Here is a 19,736-nt window from a genome sequence, read left to right as displayed (position 1 = left end):
AATTATAAAATTTAATGTGATCAATTTTTTTATTGATTCAGCAGGGTAAACGAATCGAATAGAAGGCTTATAAGATCACAACGCCTACGCACCGCGGCTCGTCCGGTATCCAGAGATTGTGGCACGAAACCAGCCTTTACCTGCCGTGGAAAAGCCACGGTACGTGGCTTTTTTACAAGTGTTAAGTAAAAACCAGGCAATTAAAGGAGTCGGTATCCATAGGGATCTTTAATAAGACATTCGATGCTGACTTCCTGTTACCTGAAAAAATCTGGCTTTAATCATGCCTGACATACTCTTTGCCTAATTAGCTGCTGAATGTATCAAGGGGAAGCAGATTGATTTGCAATTTCAAAACCTTTACCAACCCTTACTCGCACAAATCTGCTCGTAAGCTTTAGTAATTTTTTGAGTTTTATCATTAGCTCTTTTAATTTGTTCATCGGGTAGACCCTGGGCTATTAATTTATCGGGATGATTTCGGCTTATTAACCGTCTGTAAGCCCGTTTAACCTCTTGTTTGCTGGCGTTTTGATTTAATTCCAAAATAGCGTAAGCCTGCGCGAGCGTTGAATTTTGATAACTCGTTTGATGGCTGCGATTATAAGAATAAGAGTGTTGATTGTCAGATTGATGAGAAGACGATTGAGACGATGAATAATGGGAGTTAGTATAGCCAAAATCTTCATAAAAACGATCCTGCTGGCGAAGAGGGGCGAATCCCATTTGGAGCAGTACTCTATCCAGTGCTTGAATCTTACGCTCCGACAAGGCATCGGTTTGCACGGCACGATATTGAATATCGATGAATGATTTTAATAATTCAGGATTACTTTGACACACGTTTTGCAAGGCAGTCAAAATACCTACGAGATTAAAAGAAGGATCTTTCCCTTTATTAAAAAAATGTTGTGCCAGCTTTTTTTCTTCCTGATTTAAACGCATTTCCTCCATGAGCATTTTGGCTATATGAATTTCTTGCTCGGAAATACGGCCATCTGCTTTAGCTATGTGTCCCATTACTGAAAAGGTGGCTTCAAAAAATACTTTTCGCACTACCTTACGTTTTTCATTGTAATAATGCCAGTAAGGGCGATTGAAATGGCTCATCAACCCACGATCAAAAAAATTTCCGATGAGAATGCCAAAAAATGCCCCCGCAGCGCCTCCTATCAGAAAGCCAAAGAAAGCGCCCAGTAGTTTCCCCCACCAGCGATTAGTTGTAAAGAATTGGCGAAAATTCATTATTCAATAGTTCCAGATTGAGTTCATTGGTTACAGAAAAATTTATTATTAATACAATTTTAGCTTTAAAATGAGTGAGGCGACACTGATTCTTTATTTTAGTAAGAAAGATATACACCGTTTTGGGTCAGAAAATAGTCATTGACACGCATTGACAACGAGAGTTGGCATCCAATGTATTATTAAAAATTCCTATGAATGCCGACACTTGCAAAGCCCCACGTGCTATGGCTTGTCCACGGCATGAAGAGGCGGGTTTGGTGCCACAATCTCTGGGTACCGGACAAGCCACGGTAGGTAGGCATCATTAAAAGTCAAGTAAAACTAAAAGCTAATGGGAATTGCTGACTTTCATTGGCAACTGGGTACTTTTTGAATTTTTTTGTGTCCAATACAAAGAATCAAAAAGGTAAAATGTAACAAAAGATGCTGTTTCTATAAAAGAGTTATATAATCCTTGTTTTGCATCATGGCTGTGTCTTATGCGTCTAATTTATTCTCTTCTTATGTATTTGTTAACTCCTTATTTGCTGGTGCGGCTTTGGTGGAAGGGGCGGCGTTTGCCAGCTTATCGTCACCGAATTGCCGAACGATTTTCGCTGGATGCAATGCCGGAAAAACAGGTGGATATCTGGATACACGCGGTTTCTTTAGGAGAAGTAATTGCTGTTACTCCTTTGATTGACGCTTTATTGGATGAGAAAAAACAGATTTTAGTAACTACAATGACGCCTACAGGATCAAAACAGGTAGAAACCCGGTTTGGCAGTCGAGTCATGCATCGCTATGTTCCTTATGATTTACCTTGCATATTGCGCCGTTTTTTTAGCAAAGTAAAACCACGTTTGGGTCTCATTGTGGAGACAGAATTATGGCCCAATCTGATTTATTACGCAACGAAAACAAACATGCCCCTATTTCTTGTGAACGCCCGTTTATCGGAGCGTTCGTACCGCAATTATAAAAAAGCGGCTTTTTTGTTTAAATCGGTATTGAATCAATTTACCAATATTTTTGCTCAGAGTGACGATGATGCAAGGCGGTTTAAGCGCTTGGGTGTTGATGCTGCCAAAGTAGCTGTACCAGGTAATATGAAATTTGATTTACAGACTCAAAATATTGAGAAAGCGCTTTTCTTAACGTTGAAAAATTATTGGGGGGCGCATCGTCCTATTGTAACGATTGCCAGTACTCATGAGGATGAGGAACAGCAGGTTTTATCTTGTTTAAGGCAACTACAGCAAGGCTTGCCGGGTGTGATCTTGTTAATAGCCCCCCGTCATCCCGAGCGTTTTCAAAAAGTCTATCAATTAAGCAAGCAGCAAGGTTTTAACACCGGCCTTCGGAGCCAGATTGATACTTTAAATGAGTCTAATGACGTGGTTATATTAGACTCACTGGGGGAATTGCTCGGTTTTTATCAAATCAGTGACTATGCATTTGTCGGCGGCAGTTTCGTGCCTGTCGGCGGGCATAATGTGCTGGAGCCTATTGCCATGAAGGTGCCTGTATTTAGCGGACCTCATGTTCATAATTTTAAAACAATTTGTCGGGAGCTTAAGGAAGCGCAAGCGATTGGATTGGTAGAAAATGCCGAGCATTTAGTGCAACGAATTATCGCTTTATCTCAGAATGAAACGGAAAAACAAACGCTTGTTGACAGAGCAACGCAGGTTCTTACAGAAAATAAAGGGGCTATTAAAAGATATTTAGATAAAATAACTTTTGTTTTAGATTGACCATGTTTTTTGTGTAAATATTTTACTAACAGTGTATTTGATGTATAATTTAAGGAGGAATAATCTTTTGGAATGTTATTATGAAAGAGAATAATTTTCATGCCAGTAGAGAGATAAAAAAATCTATGGTTAAAGATTTGGGAGAAAAAGATTTAAAAAAGTTCTCACAAGTTGATAAAGAGTTTGCCAAAGTAGTTGAAGAAACCCGATTAGAAAGGAAAGGATTAGTTAAACTAGATAAAGAAGAGATATTTTATGCGGTAGCTGGGCCTACAGTACCTAAGGAAAGTAATTGGAGTAAATTCTTTTCTGGCTCTTCTTCTGCTCCGGGCAGTGGAAGATTTTCTCAAGAGCAACTATTGGAATTTTTTTCTAGATTCTCCGAAGTTAAATTATTTCAAGAGCTTAATAAAGCAGAAAACTATGCGAATAGTTTGGCAGCGAGCATGAATTTAGATCCTGCTACGAATGATCAACTCCAGTCTGTTCCCATTTATCATATTAGTATGAAACATGATGCCTGGGCTAATAAAAACAATGAAATTGATTGTTTAACTACAAAACCAACTCATTGTAATGTTTTAAAATATAAAGTTGATATGAACCCATGGATTAATATTAATAATGATGATGAAAATAAAAATCCCTGTAATATTATGTAAGAGTTAATTAGGGCCTATTATGTTACGTAATCCTGAGCCTGGCGAGAGAAAGTGTGTTACGTCTATCCGTTTTGATATTTCGTAGGTGTTCACGGAATAGGTAATTAAGCGTCAATGTCTTTCCTGCGCAGGCGGGAAACTATCTACAAATTAGACATGGTGCTAATTTTATGGATGGATTCCCGCCTGCGCGGGAAAGACGAGTCGTGGAACAAAGTCTGGAAGACAAAATTTGCATATCCCGTGAACACTTAATGGCGTCAAGTTAAGGCCAATTTTCATTACCCCATTCCACGACTTGCCCGTGGGTTCAGGATTAACGTACGTTCTGGATTCCACGGACAAGCCGTGGAACGTAGACATTCTCTTAACTTGACGCCATTAAGTGAACACTTACGATATTTCGCTATGCTCAGGATGATATTCATGTTATTACATGGCAAGTATGATGTTGTTTGCCTGATATTTAATTCCCCTGATTCTGACGCTCTTTAATTTCTGACAAGGTTTTACAGTCAATACACAGCGTTGCTGTGGGGCGTGCTTCCAGACGACGTAGCCCTATTTCAATACCACAGGCTTCACAATAGCCAAAATCCTGATCACGTAAGCGTTCAAGAGCGTCTTCGATTTTTTTGATTAACTTGCGCTCTCTATCGCGAGTGCGTAGCTCAAGACTGAACTCTTCTTCCTGGCTTGCACGATCGGAAGGATCGGGAAAATTGGCCGCTTCATCTTTCATGTGCGTTACTGTTCTATCCACTTCCTCCATTAGCGATTGGCGCCAGGCAAGCAATATTTTTTCAATATGTGCAAGCTGTTTGTCGTTCATGTATTCTTCACCCTCAGTTTCCTGATAAGGGGCTATTCCCATGTTGCTAACGGCATCATTTTTCACGTTTTGTCTCTCAATTGATTGAATCGATTAATTATTCTGGCATTCCTGCCTCTTGGGTCCTTCTTTCAACAAACCATTTAATGGCGCGTGACAGAAAACCGCTAGGTATATCAAAAAATAAGATAACCATCAACCGGTATCTTTAATTGCAGGCTTATTAAATCACAGCTAACACTGATCATCTTCTGCCCCCGCTTACCCGGTCTTGCCCTTGCCAATCTTGCCAGCATTGTACCTGTTGATACCCATAATTATGCAGCATAGACTCTACTGCGAGTTTTTGATCAAAACCATGCTCAAGTAATAATAGCCCGCCGGCTTGCAATCTGGCAAGGCTATGTTGAATGAGATGCTTTAGTGCGGATAAGCCATCTTCGCCACTGACCAGGGCCAGTTGAGGTTCAAAACGAAGGTCACCTTGTGTGAGATGAGGATCATTAGCAGAAATATAAGGGGGATTCGATACAATAGCATCAAATCGCTTTTTGTCATCGATGGCTTCAAACCAGTTTGACTGGTAAAAACAAACATTGGCAAAATTCAGAGAAGCAGCATTTTCTTTCGCAATCTGTAAAGCATCCGCGCTATAGTCACACGCAGTAATTTCCCAACCCGGACGTTCAGAGGCAAGAGCCAAGGCAATAGCACCGCTTCCGGTTCCCAAATCCAGAATTCGAGCGTCAGGCTTGTCGGCAAGCAGGAGCAAGGTAAGCTCCACGAGTAGCTCTGTTTCCGGGCGAGGTATAAGAGTAGCTCCGCAAACTTTAAGAGGCAAAGACCAGAATTCACGATGGCCAGTCAGGTAGGCGACAGGCTTACCTTGAGCGCGTTGTTCTGTTAATTGCTGGAAGGTTTGCCACTGTGTTTTAGTCAATATTATCTCTGGATGCGCATAAAGATAGGTTCGTGTTGTTCTGGTAACATGAGCAAGAAGAATTTCAGCATCCAGACGAGCGGTTTCACTATAGATTTCCAGATAGTGGGTGGCTTGTATTAATGCTGTTTTAGCTTCAATCATGTCGGCCTAATTCAGCAAGCAATTCCGCATGATATTCGCGCTTTAAAGCATCAATTACAGGCGTTAAATCACCTGCCATCACATCGTTAAGCTGATAAAGTGTCAGATTAATACGATGATCGGTTAAACGCCCCTGCGGAAAATTATAAGTGCGGATCCGTTCGGAACGATCGCCAGTACCTACCAGCGATTTTCTGGTTTGTGCCTGTTGCTGTCTTTGTTTGCTTTGTTCTGCGTCCAGAAGCCGTGTTTTTAGCAATGCCATTGCTTTGGCACGATTTTTATGCTGAGAGCGTTCATCCTGGCATTCAACCACAAGTCCTGTCGGCAAGTGAGTGATACGAATCGCTGAGTCCGTTTTATTAACGTGCTGCCCCCCTGCTCCTGAAGAACGGTAAGTGTCGATACGCAATTCATCGGCATTAATTTGCACCTCATCGATTTCTTCAACTTCCGGTAAAATGGCGACTGTGCAGGCAGACGTATGTACACGCCCCTGTGATTCGGTTTCTGGCACACGTTGTACTCGATGTGCACCGGATTCAAATTTAAGATGGGAATAAACGGCATGTCCACTCACACGAGCAATGATTTCTTTATATCCTCCATGCTCACCGTGACTGGCGCTGATTATTTCTATCTGCCAACCCTGATTTTCAGCATAGCGATGATACATGCGGAATAAGTCACCGGCAAAAATTGCCGCCTCATCACCGCCGGTACCTGCGCGAACTTCAAGGTAAATATTGCGTTCATCATCCGGATCTTTGGGGATTAAATGCCATTGTAATTCATTATCCAGCTCCTCTGTTTTTGCTTTTGCAGCCTCCAGCTCATCCTCAGCCATTGCCGCAAGCTCTTTATCATCACCCGTCAGCAATTCCTGCAATGAATCAACATTGTTGCAGGCTTCATTATAAGCCTGATAACAGGTCGCAACAGGTTCCAGTTGAGCATATTCCCTGGACAAGTTTTTAAATTTATTTTGATCAGCAATAACTGATGCTTCGGAGAGCAGGCGGCCTACTTCCTGAAAACGTTCAAGCATTTGTTGAAGTTTTAATTCAAGAGATTTCTTCATAAGTCGATGGAGTCAGAGAAGGGTTAAATAAGTAATGCGCCAAATCAAGAAGTTCTTCTCGCCCATCCCATGCTGCCTGTCGAAAACCGACAGTAGGCCGATGAGTTAATTTATTGACTAAGCGTTCACAAAATTCGCGCAATACGGTGTCCTGGCAATAACCTGCCGATAATTTTTCTTGTGCCCGTTGCAGTTCTTGCTGGGCCAGATGTTGCATTTGACCGCGATAATCGCAAATCAAATCTTTAGCACGCTGGCTACGGTGCCAGCGAATATACTTGTCTAATTCACAATCAATTAATTGTTCTGCCTGCAAGGCAGCGGAACGTCGTTCATCCATTCCTTTTTCACTCATTAGCTGCAAATCATCAATGTTATAAAGTTGCACGGCTCCCAAATCGGCAATATCCGCCTCAATATCGCGTGGTACGGCCAAATCGAGAAAGAACATGGGTGCATGGGCACGTTGGCTTAAGGCATGTTCGACCAGTCCTTTATTAATGAAAGGTAAAGGGCACGCTGTCGCTGAAATAACTACGTCTGCCTGACAAAGATGTTGAGGGATATCACCGATAGTTAACGCTTTTCCGTTAAAAGCCGCAGCAAGCTGTGCTGCATTATCTCTTGTACGACTGGCAACCAGAAAATCCTTGACGCCCTGTTTATGCAAGTATTTGGCGACCAGAGTTGCCGTTTCTCCTGAGCCAATAAGAAAAACGCTTAATGATTGGTAATCTGGAAACAATTGGCCAATCAGTTGTACAGCGGCGTAGGCAACAGAAACAGGCGTGTTCCCAATACCACTCCGCGTCCTGATTCGCTTGCTTGCGCTAAAAATATATTGAAAGACCTGGCGTAAATGAGTTTTGACTGTACCAAGCTGGCAAGCATGATGATAAGCCTGTTTCATCTGACCAAAAATCTGAGGTTCACCGAGCATCATCGAATCCAGGCCGCTTGCCACGCGCAGCGTATGGCGAATACCTTGATTGCCTTGATGCAGATAAAGATAAGGAGATAATAATTCCGGAGTAAGTTGATGCTGACGGGCAAGCCATGGCACCACGCAGTCAGGATCTTCCGTATTGCAGTAAATTTCAGTACGGTTACAGGTCGATAAAAAGGCTGCTTCACTGATAGCAGATGAATTTACCAGACTATTAAGCAGTATCTCTTGCCTGGCAAGAGGTAGTGCCATTTTTTCACGTACATTTAGCGGAGCTGTTTTATGATTCAGTCCACAGGCGACAAACACCATAGAATATCAGGGCAACAGAATAATTTGGTAATTGTAAACTATTAGTCAATAAAATTGTAGAGAAAGTAGTAAAACGAGTCTTTGATTCCTCAAGTCCTTCTTTGCGCCGCCGCTAACAATAGTAAGCATTTTTTAAACAGAATGGTTATTCTGATAAGAGGTGCAACATGGATATTATTTTTCAAGGCAATCATAATAGTGAAGAAGCAGCCGAAAGCTTGCTGAGTGTGTTACGTCTATTTAAAGAGCGTTATAACATTGGCGAATTCCGCGAAATGCACTTGATTGTAACTCTTGTGGATGAACAGGGTGATGATGTTGAATTAATTGATAGCGAAACATCACAGGCTTATCGTACATTTGAAGTGTATCGGAAAGGGCATGAGTTGAAAGGGCGGAAAGGAAAACCCCTGTTGCAATTGGTCGTTGATAACACCCATGATTAAAATAAGAAAATGGATTGAGGAAATCATGATATGTTAGTGATCGCAGCCCTGTTTGCAATCGTATTAACTTTACTTCTGGTCGTGGGTCTCCATGAAGCAGGCCATGCGATAACTGCGAGATTTTTTCTAGTGAAAATTCAACGTATTGCTATTGGTTTTGGTAAGCCATTATTAACATGGAAAGATAAAGCGGGACGTGAGTGGGTCTGGGCTATCTGGCCTTTGGGCGGGTATGTTCATATGCTCAATTCGCGTATACAGCCCGTTGCAGAAAAAGATTTGGCACTTTGTTTTGATAAAAAACCGGTTTGGATTCGTTGTATTATTTTATTAGCGGGTGGGGTAGCTAATTTATTGACCGCATGGTTAGCATTAACGTTATTGTTTATGTTGGGTTATAAACAACAGCTTCCTTTTATTCAGAATGTAGTACCCCAAAGTATTGCCGCGAAAGCAGGTTTGCAAGGGGGCGATCGTTTTGTTGCGATAGAGGGTCAGACTACCAATTCATGGCAAGAGGTTGGCATGGGGTTCATTATGGCTTTTGGTAAAGAGAAAGTACCTGCTTTGGTCAGTGGTAGCGATGGACGCCTACGTTCTGTCAGTTTGAATTTGGATTATTGGCATTATACTAAAAAAGAAGATTCTATTTTAAAGTCATTGGGTATTATCCCCGCTCCTGCAAAATTTCATACCGAGCAGGTTGCAGGCCAATCACCCGGGCAGGCGGTGTGGTTAGCCCTTACCAAATCCTGGCGCCTGATTGTTTTTTTTCTGGTGATGTTCAAACAGCTTGTTACAGGGGTGATTCCTTTTGCTGTCTTATTAGGTCCTCTGGGTTTATTAGCTGTGTCCATTAATTCGTTCCTCCAGGGGCTTGCTGTATTTTTATATTTTATTGCCAGTTTAAGCCTTGCGGTAGGGTTGATTAATTTATTCCCTATTCCAGGTCTTGATGGGGGATCAATTGTTTATGCGCTGATAGAAAAATGGCGTGGGCGTCCTTTCTCCGTTGCGCTCGAGGTCTTGTTGTATCGTTTGACTGTCATTGGTTTTTCCGTGTTATTTATTCAGCTTTTGCTCAATGATGTACAGCGTTATATGTCTTAGGTCCTACACGGTTCTTGCGCAGCACCAGAGATCAACACGAGAAACGCCTTGTCGTTTTAAAACCCGTGCTAATTCGTTAGCCGTGCTGCCTGTAGTTAATAAATCATCCACTAAAATAACGTGTTGATACGAGGTGGTTTTACTTTGAAACGCCTGATGTAAATTTTGTTGGCGCTGTTTACTGTCCAGGCTGGCTTGTGGTGCTGTATGAATAATTTTTTTGCACAGCTTGAAATCGCAAGGCAGTTTTAATTTTTTTGCCAATAGTCTGGCAAGTTCAGCGGCCTGATTAAATCCTCTTTGCTGGAGGCGTTTGGCATGTAGAGGAACAGGAATAAGGCATTGAGCCGAGGTGGTTAAAAGAGGCAGGGCATCCAGCATTAATTGAATTAAAAACGACCGCAAATAAAGCGCTCCTTGATACTTGAAATTATGCAATAGGGTTCTTAAAGGTTCTTCAAAAGCATAAGCAGTCAGGACACTGTCGAATACAGGTCTCTCTTTTGCACAAAGACCACAGATCAAAAATTCCGCATCAGGTAAAGGCAATGCACAATAATGGCAAGCAGGACCGAGCTGTTTAAACAGGCCGATACAAAGCTGACAAACTGCCAAAGATCCTCGATGATATTGCTGACAAAGTACACAGGTTGAAGGTAAATGCAATCTCTGTGTTATACTGGCTTTTTTATAGCGCACGAGCGTTGGATTCCTAATAGATAAACCTCTTTCATGATGACGCTGAAAAACGAAATTTGCAATAGCTTTAACAAATGCGCTCAAGGTTATGAGCAGGCCGCCAAAGTGCAGAAAGAAATTGGGATGCGCCTGTTCGAGCGGCTGCATTATTTAAAAATTGCTCCCCGTTATGTGCTTGATTTAGGTTGTGGCACAGGCTTTTTTACTCAAATGTTAAAAAATCTATATCCTAAGGCCAGTGTCATTGGTCTGGATTTGGCCCATGCCATGTTAATAGAGGCCAGGAAAAAGCAAGGTTGGCGGCGTAAATGGCCTTTGATTAACGGGGATATGACAAGCTTGCCTTTTGCCGATAGTCTATTTGATTTGATTTTTGCGAATCAGGTTATTCATTGGTCATCATCTTTTTCCTCTCTGTTTGGTGAATTAAATCGAGTGATGAATGCTAATGCCTGTTTAATGTTTTCTACGTTAGGTCCTGATACGTTCAAAGAATTAAAACAGACATGGCAGACTGTTGATGATTATGCCCACGCGAATGAATTTAATGATATGCACGATATAGGCGATTTTTTATTAGCCGAGCATTTTCAGGACCCGGTTGTGGATATGGAAGTATTAACAGCACATTATCCTGACCTCAGGCATTTGGTACAAAGTCTAAAGGCACAAGGTGTGCGTAACATTAATCAGGCACGCAACAAGGGTTTAACAACCCGACTGGCCTGGCAAGCGTTCGAATCAGCCTACCGGACTTTATGTACGGCGGAGGGTAAATATCCACTGACTTATGAAGTAGTCTATGGTCACGCATGGAAAGGTGAAAAACGCCGTTCAGGAAAGGATGGTACAGAAATATTAATCCCTGTTTCGCAAATCAAAGTCCAACGCGCTTGAAATGTATTCGTTCAGGGCGCATGCTTGAAGAGGGATACCCTTACGTATCGGGTGACAGCTATTTAACGGAAGCATGAATATGAAAAAAAATTATTTTTTAGTTTTTAGTTTATTCGTCTCCTTTCTTTTATCAACAGGCTTGGCCAGCCAACCAGTCGAATTCACTTCGCTCAGTCAAAAAATAGACAGTCTTTTACATGATTTTGGTGAAAATATTAATATCGGTATTTTGGTACAGGATGCCAAAACAGGAGAAATTCTTTACCAGAAAGATAGTGATCGTTATTTTACCCCGGCGAGCAACCAGAAATTATTTACGGCGTTTGCTGCCTTGCATGATTTAGGCCCGGATTTCAGTTATCAAACCCGGCTCTATCTCAATCCTGAGAAAATCGACAGGAATAATCTGAATGATGATCTTTATATTCAATTTACTGGCGATCCCAGTTTGACATTTACCCAACTTGATAAACTGATTAATTCTCTTTCACAAGCAGGAATTCAGACAATTACAGGTAAAATTATTGTCGATGATTTAGCGTTTGATGAGATGGTGATGAGTCCGGGTACGGCGTGGGAAGATCAGGATTTTTGTTGGAGTTCACCAATAAGTGCCTCCACAATTGAACACAATTGTGTCAGTGCCACAGTTGGGCCAGCCAATGAGGTGAATCAACCCGCTCTGCTTAAATTACCTCCTTATCCTCAATCAATGCGCTTTATCAATCAGGTAGTGACCCGTCCTGCGGGCGCAAAAAATTGTGTGATTATGGTTAAACGAAGTGCTCCGGATACCTATACTCTCAGTGGGTGTATTCAATTAAAGGCTGCTGCACAAACTATTGAAATGGCAGTTCGTAATCCACGTGATAATATACGGCTTGTGCTCAATTATTTGCTGAAGAAAAATAACATTGTAACGGATGGAAAAATAAGTTTTCAAAAATTGGCCATTTCTTTCAAACCGTTTGCAACACAAAGTTCGCCTCCTTTAAAAGTCCTTGTTTCAACCATGCTGAAAAAGTCAGACAATACTATCGCTGATGCTTTATTTAAAACAATGGGGGCAATGCATGCAGGGGTACCTGGAAGTTTTAAAAAGGGCAGTAAGGCGGTACGTGATATTCTTGCCGAAACAATTCAAATTAACTTTCCCAAAACAACGTTTATCGATGGATCAGGCGGTTCGCGCTATAATTTTTTAACCCCACAACAAATCGTTATCTTATTACAGAACATTTTCTTATTACCGGATGCTTCTGATTTTATATCGTCTCTGGCAGTGGCAGGAGTAGATGGTACACTTAAAGAGAGGATGAAAGATCCTCTGACTCAGGGAAAAATATGGGCAAAAACAGGTTCCGAAACGGCCGTAACTTCCTTATCAGGTTATTTGGAAACCAGAAAAAAGAGAACTTTGATTTTTTCTATTATGATTAATGGATTTACAGATCCGGCAAGTAAATATAAAGCGCTTGAAGATAAGATTTGCAAGATTCTGGTGGAAGCGGGGTAGAGGTGTCTGTGATGCGGTATTTGAGTTTTTTCCATTCATAGGTGATTGTCAGGAGTTTTTATGGAATTTGTTAGCCGTTATATTTCTCATCAGCCTGATGAGCAGGGAATGATTACTTATTCCGATGAAGAGCATCGTATTTGGCAATTACTTTATAAGCGCCAGATGAAACTTGTACCAGGAAGGGCTTGTGATGAATTTTTACAGGGTTTAAAAAGTCTGGGTTTATCTGCTGAACGCATTCCTCAGCTACCAGAACTTGGTCAGCGTCTGGAGAAGTTGACAGGGTGGCGAGTTGCCCCTGTTGCAGCACTTATTTCAGCACGGGAATTCTTTGAATTGCTGGCTCAAAGACAGTTTCCGGCAGCGACTTTTATTCGCTCTGAAGAAGAAATTGATTATGTGAAAGAACCCGATATTTTTCATGAACTTTTTGGGCACTGTCCTATGTTGACAAATCGGGTATATGCCGATTTTGTTCATCACTACGCCTGTAAAGTATTAAGTTTTCCGGAAAAAGAATGGCCTTTATTACAACGTCTTTTCTGGTACACCGTTGAGTTTGGATTAATCCAAACTGTTCAGGGCTTACGTGCCTATGGCGGTGGCATTTTGTCGTCTATTAGTGAAACGGCTTATAGTGTTGAGAGCGATGTCGCTATGCGTGTACTTTTTGATCCGGTGGTGGCTTTTCGTATGCCTTATCGGATAGATAGGTTACAGCCTGTTTATTTTGTCATTGATGATTATCAGGCTCTTTATGACTTTGTTGAGTCGGATATTGAGCATTTTATTCAACGTGCCAGAGAGCTGGGTGAATATCCTCCTCTTTTTCCAGTTGATAAAAATAATCCAAATATACATATTTTAGCATGTTAGCCTATGCATTGATTGTAATGCTTATTGAGTCTTGATAATATCGATGTACGTTTTCTGTTCATTGGCCATATAGTCCAGGAGCACCGTGATAAAAGTTCTAATTGTTGATGACCATGCCCTCGTACGAATGGGTATTCGACGATTATTAGATGACTTGACTGACATGAATGTTGTTGCCGATGCCGAGAGTGGTGAGCAGGCATTAACTTTAGTCAAGTTACATAAACCAGATGTCGTTTTGCTTGATATGAAGATGCCTGGTATTGATGGTTGGGAAGTCACCCGCCGACTTAAAAAATCGCATCCTCAGATCAAAGTGATTGCTGTGACTGCAATGTCTGCCGAGCCTTTACCTACCCGCATCTTGCAATTGGGTGCAATGGGTTATCTTACAAAAGAATCCGGTGCGGAAGAAATGGCTGCTGCTATTCGTAAGGTGGCTAAAGGTGAAAAATATTTAAGTGCTGAAATTGCCCAAAAAATGGCAATTAATAGCCTTGAAGCAGTTCAGGACTCACCTTTTGATTCATTATCCGAGCGTGAAATGCAAGTCATGTTAATGATTACCAGCGGTCTGACTGTGCAGGATATTGCAGACCGTTTGTTCTTAAGCTCTAAAACGATTAATGGTTATCGTTATCGAATGTTTGATAAATTGGGGATAAAAAACGATGTGGAACTTACCTTTTTGGCAATGAAACATCGTGTCATTGAAAAACCTAATGACGGTTTGCATGAGCAGTCATAAATACCGCAGTCTATAATTAAAAGAGCGTGTTTATTGCGGGATTCTTAGGATGCCTGCGTGCTGCGGACAAGTGTGGCACGTAGGGCTTTGTACGCCTTATAACGCCTTCGTTATTGTCCGAAACGTTAATTATGTTGTAGTGTCAGGTATTGCCGCATGAATGACAAGAGAGTATCCATTGATTTAAATCTGATAGCTAATCTTACTACTGAACCTGGTGTTTATCGCATGCTGGATAATAGTGGTGCGGTACTCTACGTCGGTAAAGCTGCAAATTTAAGGAAAAGAGTAAGCAGTTATTTTAGCAAGCAGAATGTTGGTGCAAAAACACGTTCTCTGGTTAGTCAGGTTGTTACTGTTGAGGTCAGCATAACACGTAGCGAAACGGAGGCGCTGTTACTGGAAAGTAGTCTTATTAAATCATTACGACCCAAGTACAATGTACTTTTGCGTGATGACAAATCTTATCCTTATATTCATGTCAGTGCTGAACACCCCTTTCCCCGTATGGAATTATATCGTTCCAAGAAAAAGCCAAAAAAAGGAGAGTTTTATGGGCCTTACCCCAGTGTAGCCGCTGTTCGGGAAACCTTGGGAACGATTCAAAAAGTGTTTAAAATCCGCAATTGCAATGATAATTATTTCAGTTCGCGTTCCCGCCCCTGTTTGCAATATCAAATTAAGCGTTGTACGGCCCCTTGTGTGGGTTATATTTCTCCTGAAAATTACCAACAATCCGTCAATGACGCAAGGCGTTTTTTGCAAGGAAAATCGCAGCTTATTCTTGATGAATTAGCTAAACGGATGGAACAGGCTGTTCAGAAACTGGCCTTTGAAGAAGCGGCCTTGCTGCGGGATCAGATAAAAAGTTTGCGTCTGGTTCAAGAGCAGCAAGGGGTGATTCAACTGCGGGGTGATGCGGATGTTCTGGCTATTGATGCGCGGCCGGGTTTTGCCTGTATTCAGTATGTTACAGTGCGTGAGGGTCATGTATTGGCTAATCAGTGCTTTTTCCCATCGGTGCCACAATATAGTTTTACCGAAGAAAATAGTGATGAAAGCACATTATGGCAACAAGTCTTTGAAGCATTCATAGCCTTTTACTATATTGATACGCCGGAACGGATCCCGCCGTTGATTATTACGCACGAAACGGTTGCTGATTTGGCAAGTCTCCAGACTATGTTGAGCGAATTGCGGGGTAAAAGTTGTCAAATTCAAATTCGACCACGAGGGGTGAAAGCTCGCTGGTTGGATTTTGCCTTTAATAATTTACGTTTATCGGTTGCAGATTATATTGCTTCTTCAGCGACAATGAAAATGAGATATCACGCTCTGGAGGCATTGTTGCAACCACAGGCAACAATCAGGCGTATGGAATGTTTTGATATCAGTCATACTCAAGGTGATGCAACGGTGGCGTCCTGTGTTGTTTTTGATGCGGAAGGGCCGCGTAAAAGCGATTATCGTCGTTTTAATATTGCAGGGATCAATCCGGGTGATGACTATGCCGCGATGGAACAAGCGATAACCCGTCGTTTCAAGCGTTTAAAAGAGGAGCAGCGTTTGCCTGATATTCTTATTATCGATGGTGGTAAAGGCCAGGTCGCTGTCGCTGAGCGTGTTTTGTCCGGTTTAAACATTGAGGGAGTCATGCTATTAGGTATTGCCAAGGGGCCGGATCGTAAAGCCGGTTGGGAGCGATTAATTTTAACTCAGGAAGAAAAAGAAATAAGTTTACCTTCTGATTCGCCCGCCTTGCATTTATTGCAACATATTCGCGATGAAGCGCACCGTTTTGCCATTACCAGCCATCGAAAAAAACGTCAACGCCAGGGTTTGGATTCTTCGCTTGAAACCATTGAAGGCGTTGGTCCCAAAAGGCGACAGGCCCTATTACGTCGTTTCGGCGGGTTACGTGAACTGGCTAAAGCTCCTCTTGAAGAAATAGTAAAAGTGAACGGCATAAACAGTGAACTGGCTGTACGTATATTTAAGCATTTTCATTGAGTGTACTAATTTTATCGAACAATTAAACCACCACGAAAACGAGGTTTTTACTGGTGGTGTAAACACCCATGTATTATGACTATTCTGAAAGCAAAATACAGGAGACAAGTGCGCCCTTGTAACGGGTAATACAAGTCTGATTAAATGCATGAAGGGGCAGAATGCAACCAAGGGGGCCAGACTATTGTGTATGCCCCTCAAACGAGCAAGCCACTGCGTGTACCAGACGCATTATCATTTAATTAACCTTAAGTTTTCCTTGACACTTGCAAATCCCCACGTGCCGTGGCATCCATGGAGAGGCTGGTTTCGTGGCCCAATCTCTGGGTAACGCGAACAAGCCGCGGTACGTATAAATAATTAACTTATTGATTTTAAATAATATTTTGTGAAAATTATCAAATCTTCGGACCCTTATTCTCCTCCTGATTTTTCAAAGACGTTAAAAGTGTTTCAAGAAGCATGGATCTATCTTCAATTCTTGTTTTGGAGAGAGGCTGCATTATATTTGTCATTGTTATAATGTTGTTTTTTGAGGCAGTTCGTTCAGACAAAAATGAATCATGATAGGCTACGTAAGCAATATCAGAGCCTAATATACCAATAGTAGAGTAATTTTTTGAAAGAGGAAACCAACAGGTTTCTGACTGATAGTCATTACTAATAATTCGGCGATTAAGCGTTGGATTATGGACATCAAAAAGTTGATCGTTGCCTTCTGAATCATCATCGTTATTTGCAAAACAGACATATTCTTGTGCAATATTGGCAGGGAGAAGTCTCTGAGCTGTTCCAATGTTATGACACCAGTGTTTATCCATTTCCTCTTGTCTTATGCGAAACTCGTCATCATCGAATCCCTCATAAAATAAAAGCGCACTAATCAGTGCCTGGGGATGAGTGTGACCACGCTCACTTGTGGTTTTTAAGATCTGAGGGATGAATGGTTTTAAGGAATCAATAGTTTCCAGGTCTTCAAGAGAAAAGGATAGCTGATTTAAAGGAATACTATCGGTGATTTGTTCACCGACCAGATTAATCATTGTATAATACAATGAACCATTTTTAATGGCGGTATAGATTTTGCCTTTTTCGGGTTTGAAGGATTGCTCTGGTGGCATGAGGCAAAATTCAGGGCCTTTGAGGTCAAAATGGGTTTCTCCTTTTACCTGTTTTTGTTCAATGGTGTAATTCAGACCCTTGTTAACAACTTCCTGATATTGTTCCAAAAGCGTTGCTCGGAGCGTTGCTATCTCTTCTTTAGTAATCAGATTACCTCTTCTTTTGTGGGCAGGCATTGAATCCAGCTCATCCTGAGTGATGGCATTTGCTTCAGCGTTATCAACAGCCTTCAACATCATGGTCCACATACGCCAATCCAAAGCCCAGAGAGCATATTGAAACGCAGAAATTCGTTGAAATTTCCTACCTGAATAATCCTCTATATTATTTTTGCCAGTTAAATAAAAAATATTGGCAGGTGATTTTTCAAAGAAGTTTTTAACTTTTCTTTCGTTACCATGAGAAGTAGCCAGTAATAGATTAAAGATTAAAGAAGAAGGTTGGACAATTTGATAAAAAAATTGAGAGGTTCTCGTTAACGCTCTCCGATTAATCTGTTCTGTATCCCCCGTTTTATCGGTTACATATTCCGCGATTTTTGTGGCTATTTCAGGAATTTCTAATGGATTAAGTGGACTCGGCTCTTCTGAAGCCAATGAAGAGCTTGGTTGAGATTCAGTTTTTTTGCTCTTATTGGATTGTGATGGAGTGCTAATTGTCTTTTTTTTATTGGATTTAGTACTTGAAGAAGCTACAGGTTTAGTGGCGCTGCTTGCCTGTTTTTTAGAAATTGGAATTCTGGTTTCTTGCTCGGGCGTACGAACTCCTTGCAAAGATGTTTTTGTGGTCGGCGTTTTCAGTTTTGAAGTCACTTTTTTTTTATCCGGTAGGCGAGATTCATGCGGAGGTGTTTTAGGCATTTTTTGCTCGTATTCAATGATTGCTAATGAAATTGTAGTTTATGTATATTTTTTAGTCAACTAAGACCTTATTTTTATAAATTGACTTTAAAACATCTATTTCCAGCAAGCTATCAAGCCAGGTTCATTTAAATTTTGTTCAGACCCTAAACTTTTTAGACGAACTACCGAAATAAGTTTTGAGTTCCTATAATTTTGTCATGATGATTTACAAGAGAACACTATTTAAATAAAACGTGACAATTTAGCATGCTTCTTGCATTAGCAATGGTAATTGAATGGGGGGAATCACAAGATGAAAAAAATAATATTAGTGATTGCACTGATGATATCAACCTTACCCATCAATGCAGCAAATTATTATGGCACGGCACTTTGTGCTTATCCGGAATATGAATGTATTAAAATTGGATCTGGCCAAACCTGGGAAAAATTGTTTCCGGACGAGCAACAGCGTGATTTGGTGCAGCGCCTCAATCGTTCCTACAATTATTTATGGGCAGGCAAAGTCATTGTTGTCCCTCGTAATCTGGCACAGAAAACCATTTTTGATTTTTCTCCCTTTCCCTTACGAATTCATTCTGAAGGTGAGAAACAAGTGATTGTTGATCAGGATAAGCTTGCCTGGGGAGCTTATGATAGTAACGGTCAATTGGTAAAATGGGGGCCTATCTCTTCTGGTAGAGATAAATGTTCAGACAGTAGTCACTCCTGCCGCACTATGACAGGTATATTCCGTTTTTTCAGTAAAGAAAATGAGCGTTGCCGTTCTAATGTTTATCCGGTAGGTAAAGGTGGCGCAAAAATGCCCTATTGCATGTATTTTCATAAAGGATTTGCTTTACATGGCTCTCAAGACATGCCCGGATATCGAGCCAGTCATGGTTGCGTGCGTATGTTTACGCAAGATGCCGAGTGGTTAAATCACCATTTTGTGGAGCTGTCGAGCGAAAATAATCATTACATGGGAACCAAAGTGATAGTCCGTCCGGTCATGATCAGTGAGAACCAACAATGAAAACAATAATAGCAAGTATACAAGGCGTTCTTCTGTTTCTGGTTGCAGGCGGAGTCAATGCTGCGCCTGAAAAAGACGATAACAGGCCACCCACAGGGTGTCATGATAAAGGGTATCAATTTAAGTTAAAGACACTTCACTTATTTCCGGGTGACAAGAATGACAATCAATCATTATACCTTATGTATAATGGGCTAAACCAACCGATAACGCTTTATCAAATGCGTAATGAAGAAAGCTCGCGCAGTACTTATTTGAATCATTCAATTGGGGCGGGTGAATGGGCTGTATTATCTACTAATGAAAAACGCGTTAAATTTGCCTGTACTATTCCGGATGGCAAATCAGCTTATGGACAAATGGTGGATTGTTCAACAAGCTTAAGAATTTGTGAATATACTAATGTCCGTTATGGTCTGAATAATCGGGGAAATTACTGGTTAGTAAATAGTAACAGCAGAAATGGTGCGGTAAGTGCCGTAGTTCGTTATGGCATTATTCCTGGTCAATAGATCTGGAAAAGTGTGCGC

General features: G+C 41.3%; 18 protein-coding genes. 11 read left to right on the top strand and 7 right to left on the bottom strand.

Going from position 1 to position 19,736, the window contains the following annotated elements:
• Window positions 1-360 precede the first annotated feature (360 nt).
• Entirely contained in the window at window positions 361-1,245 is an 885-nt protein-coding gene (gene djlA, locus T345_RS0103240; protein ID WP_028388086.1) for a co-chaperone DjlA, read from the bottom strand.
• 482 nt (window positions 1,246-1,727) lie between these two features.
• Between djlA and waaA the strand changes: the two genes are divergently transcribed.
• The gene (waaA, locus tag T345_RS0103235; RefSeq protein WP_028388085.1) at window positions 1,728-2,984 is read left to right on the top strand and encodes a lipid IV(A) 3-deoxy-D-manno-octulosonic acid transferase; all 1,257 of its coding nucleotides are present in this window, start codon (window positions 1,728-1,730) and stop codon (window positions 2,982-2,984) included.
• A gap of 80 nt (window positions 2,985-3,064) precedes the next feature.
• Window positions 3,065-3,646, top strand: a complete 582-nt coding sequence (locus T345_RS0103230; protein WP_028388084.1) for a hypothetical protein — start codon at window positions 3,065-3,067, stop codon at window positions 3,644-3,646.
• Between the two features lie 466 nt (window positions 3,647-4,112).
• Here T345_RS0103230 and dksA read toward each other — a convergent pair whose 3' ends face one another.
• The 4 genes from dksA to hemA form a co-directional block, all read right to left on the bottom strand.
• Window positions 4,113-4,520 (bottom strand): RNA polymerase-binding protein DksA, encoded by a 408-nt coding sequence (gene dksA / locus T345_RS0103225; RefSeq protein WP_242604575.1) that lies wholly within the window; start codon window positions 4,518-4,520, stop codon window positions 4,113-4,115.
• Window positions 4,521-4,722: 202 nt separating this feature from the next.
• Window positions 4,723-5,562 (bottom strand): peptide chain release factor N(5)-glutamine methyltransferase, encoded by an 840-nt coding sequence (prmC, locus tag T345_RS0103220; protein WP_028388082.1) that lies wholly within the window; start codon window positions 5,560-5,562, stop codon window positions 4,723-4,725.
• Window positions 5,555-6,643 (bottom strand): peptide chain release factor 1, encoded by a 1,089-nt coding sequence (gene prfA, locus T345_RS0103215; protein ID WP_028388081.1) that lies wholly within the window; start codon window positions 6,641-6,643, stop codon window positions 5,555-5,557. Before prfA ends, prmC begins: the two co-directional genes overlap by 8 nt.
• Window positions 6,627-7,901: a glutamyl-tRNA reductase gene (hemA, locus tag T345_RS0103210; RefSeq protein ID WP_028388080.1), complete on the bottom strand. Its 1,275-nt coding sequence runs from the start codon at window positions 7,899-7,901 to the stop codon at window positions 6,627-6,629. Before hemA ends, prfA begins: the two co-directional genes overlap by 17 nt.
• Before the next feature lie 167 nt (window positions 7,902-8,068).
• On the opposite strand from hemA, the gene T345_RS0103205 reads away from it, so the two are divergent.
• The gene (locus T345_RS0103205) at window positions 8,069-8,347 is read left to right on the top strand and encodes a hypothetical protein (protein ID WP_028388079.1); all 279 of its coding nucleotides are present in this window, start codon (window positions 8,069-8,071) and stop codon (window positions 8,345-8,347) included.
• A 36-nt stretch (window positions 8,348-8,383) separates the two neighbouring features.
• Window positions 8,384-9,457 carry a M50 family metallopeptidase gene (locus T345_RS0103200; protein ID WP_028388078.1) on the top strand — a complete coding sequence of 358 codons (1,074 nt, stop codon included), beginning with the start codon at window positions 8,384-8,386 and terminating at the stop codon, window positions 9,455-9,457.
• Between the two features lie 3 nt (window positions 9,458-9,460).
• Here T345_RS0103200 and T345_RS0103195 read toward each other — a convergent pair whose 3' ends face one another.
• The gene (locus T345_RS0103195; protein ID WP_242604572.1) at window positions 9,461-10,156 is read right to left on the bottom strand and encodes a ComF family protein; all 696 of its coding nucleotides are present in this window, start codon (window positions 10,154-10,156) and stop codon (window positions 9,461-9,463) included.
• Window positions 10,157-10,192: 36 nt separating this feature from the next.
• Here T345_RS0103195 and bioC point away from each other — a divergent pair, with 36 nt between their 5' ends.
• The 5 genes from bioC (at window position 10,193) to uvrC (ending at window position 16,206) form a co-directional block, all read left to right on the top strand.
• Window positions 10,193-11,053, top strand: a complete 861-nt coding sequence (gene bioC, locus T345_RS0103190) for a malonyl-ACP O-methyltransferase BioC (RefSeq protein ID WP_028388076.1) — start codon at window positions 10,193-10,195, stop codon at window positions 11,051-11,053.
• Between the two features lie 79 nt (window positions 11,054-11,132).
• Window positions 11,133-12,569 (top strand): D-alanyl-D-alanine carboxypeptidase/D-alanyl-D-alanine endopeptidase, encoded by a 1,437-nt coding sequence (gene dacB, locus T345_RS0103185; RefSeq protein WP_028388075.1) that lies wholly within the window; start codon window positions 11,133-11,135, stop codon window positions 12,567-12,569.
• A 60-nt stretch (window positions 12,570-12,629) separates the two neighbouring features.
• Window positions 12,630-13,448, top strand: coding sequence for a phenylalanine 4-monooxygenase (phhA, locus tag T345_RS0103180; RefSeq protein ID WP_028388074.1), 819 nt, complete (start codon window positions 12,630-12,632; stop codon window positions 13,446-13,448).
• An 85-nt stretch (window positions 13,449-13,533) separates the two neighbouring features.
• Window positions 13,534-14,196 (top strand): two-component system response regulator LetA, encoded by a 663-nt coding sequence (gene letA, locus T345_RS0103175; RefSeq protein ID WP_028388073.1) that lies wholly within the window; start codon window positions 13,534-13,536, stop codon window positions 14,194-14,196.
• A gap of 156 nt (window positions 14,197-14,352) precedes the next feature.
• Window positions 14,353-16,206 (top strand): excinuclease ABC subunit UvrC, encoded by a 1,854-nt coding sequence (gene uvrC / locus T345_RS0103170; RefSeq protein ID WP_028388072.1) that lies wholly within the window; start codon window positions 14,353-14,355, stop codon window positions 16,204-16,206.
• A gap of 398 nt (window positions 16,207-16,604) precedes the next feature.
• Here uvrC and T345_RS14495 read toward each other — a convergent pair whose 3' ends face one another.
• A complete protein-coding gene (locus T345_RS14495; RefSeq protein ID WP_028388071.1) occupies window positions 16,605-18,188 on the bottom strand; it encodes a hypothetical protein in 1,584 nt (527 codons plus the stop codon).
• A 295-nt stretch (window positions 18,189-18,483) separates the two neighbouring features.
• Here T345_RS14495 and T345_RS0103160 point away from each other — a divergent pair, with 295 nt between their 5' ends.
• On the top strand, window positions 18,484-19,206 hold the full coding sequence (locus T345_RS0103160; RefSeq protein WP_028388070.1) for a L,D-transpeptidase: 723 nt from the start codon (window positions 18,484-18,486) through the stop codon (window positions 19,204-19,206).
• Window positions 19,203-19,718, top strand: a complete 516-nt coding sequence (locus T345_RS0103155) for a hypothetical protein (RefSeq protein ID WP_028388069.1) — start codon at window positions 19,203-19,205, stop codon at window positions 19,716-19,718. Before T345_RS0103160 ends, T345_RS0103155 begins: the two co-directional genes overlap by 4 nt.
• Window positions 19,719-19,736 lie beyond the last annotated feature (18 nt).

This window comes from Legionella fairfieldensis ATCC 49588, from assembly GCF_000621525.1.
In the GTDB taxonomy this organism is placed as follows: Bacteria; Pseudomonadota; Gammaproteobacteria; order Legionellales; family Legionellaceae; genus Tatlockia; species Tatlockia fairfieldensis.
This window is presented reverse-complemented; position numbering and strand designations above follow the sequence as displayed.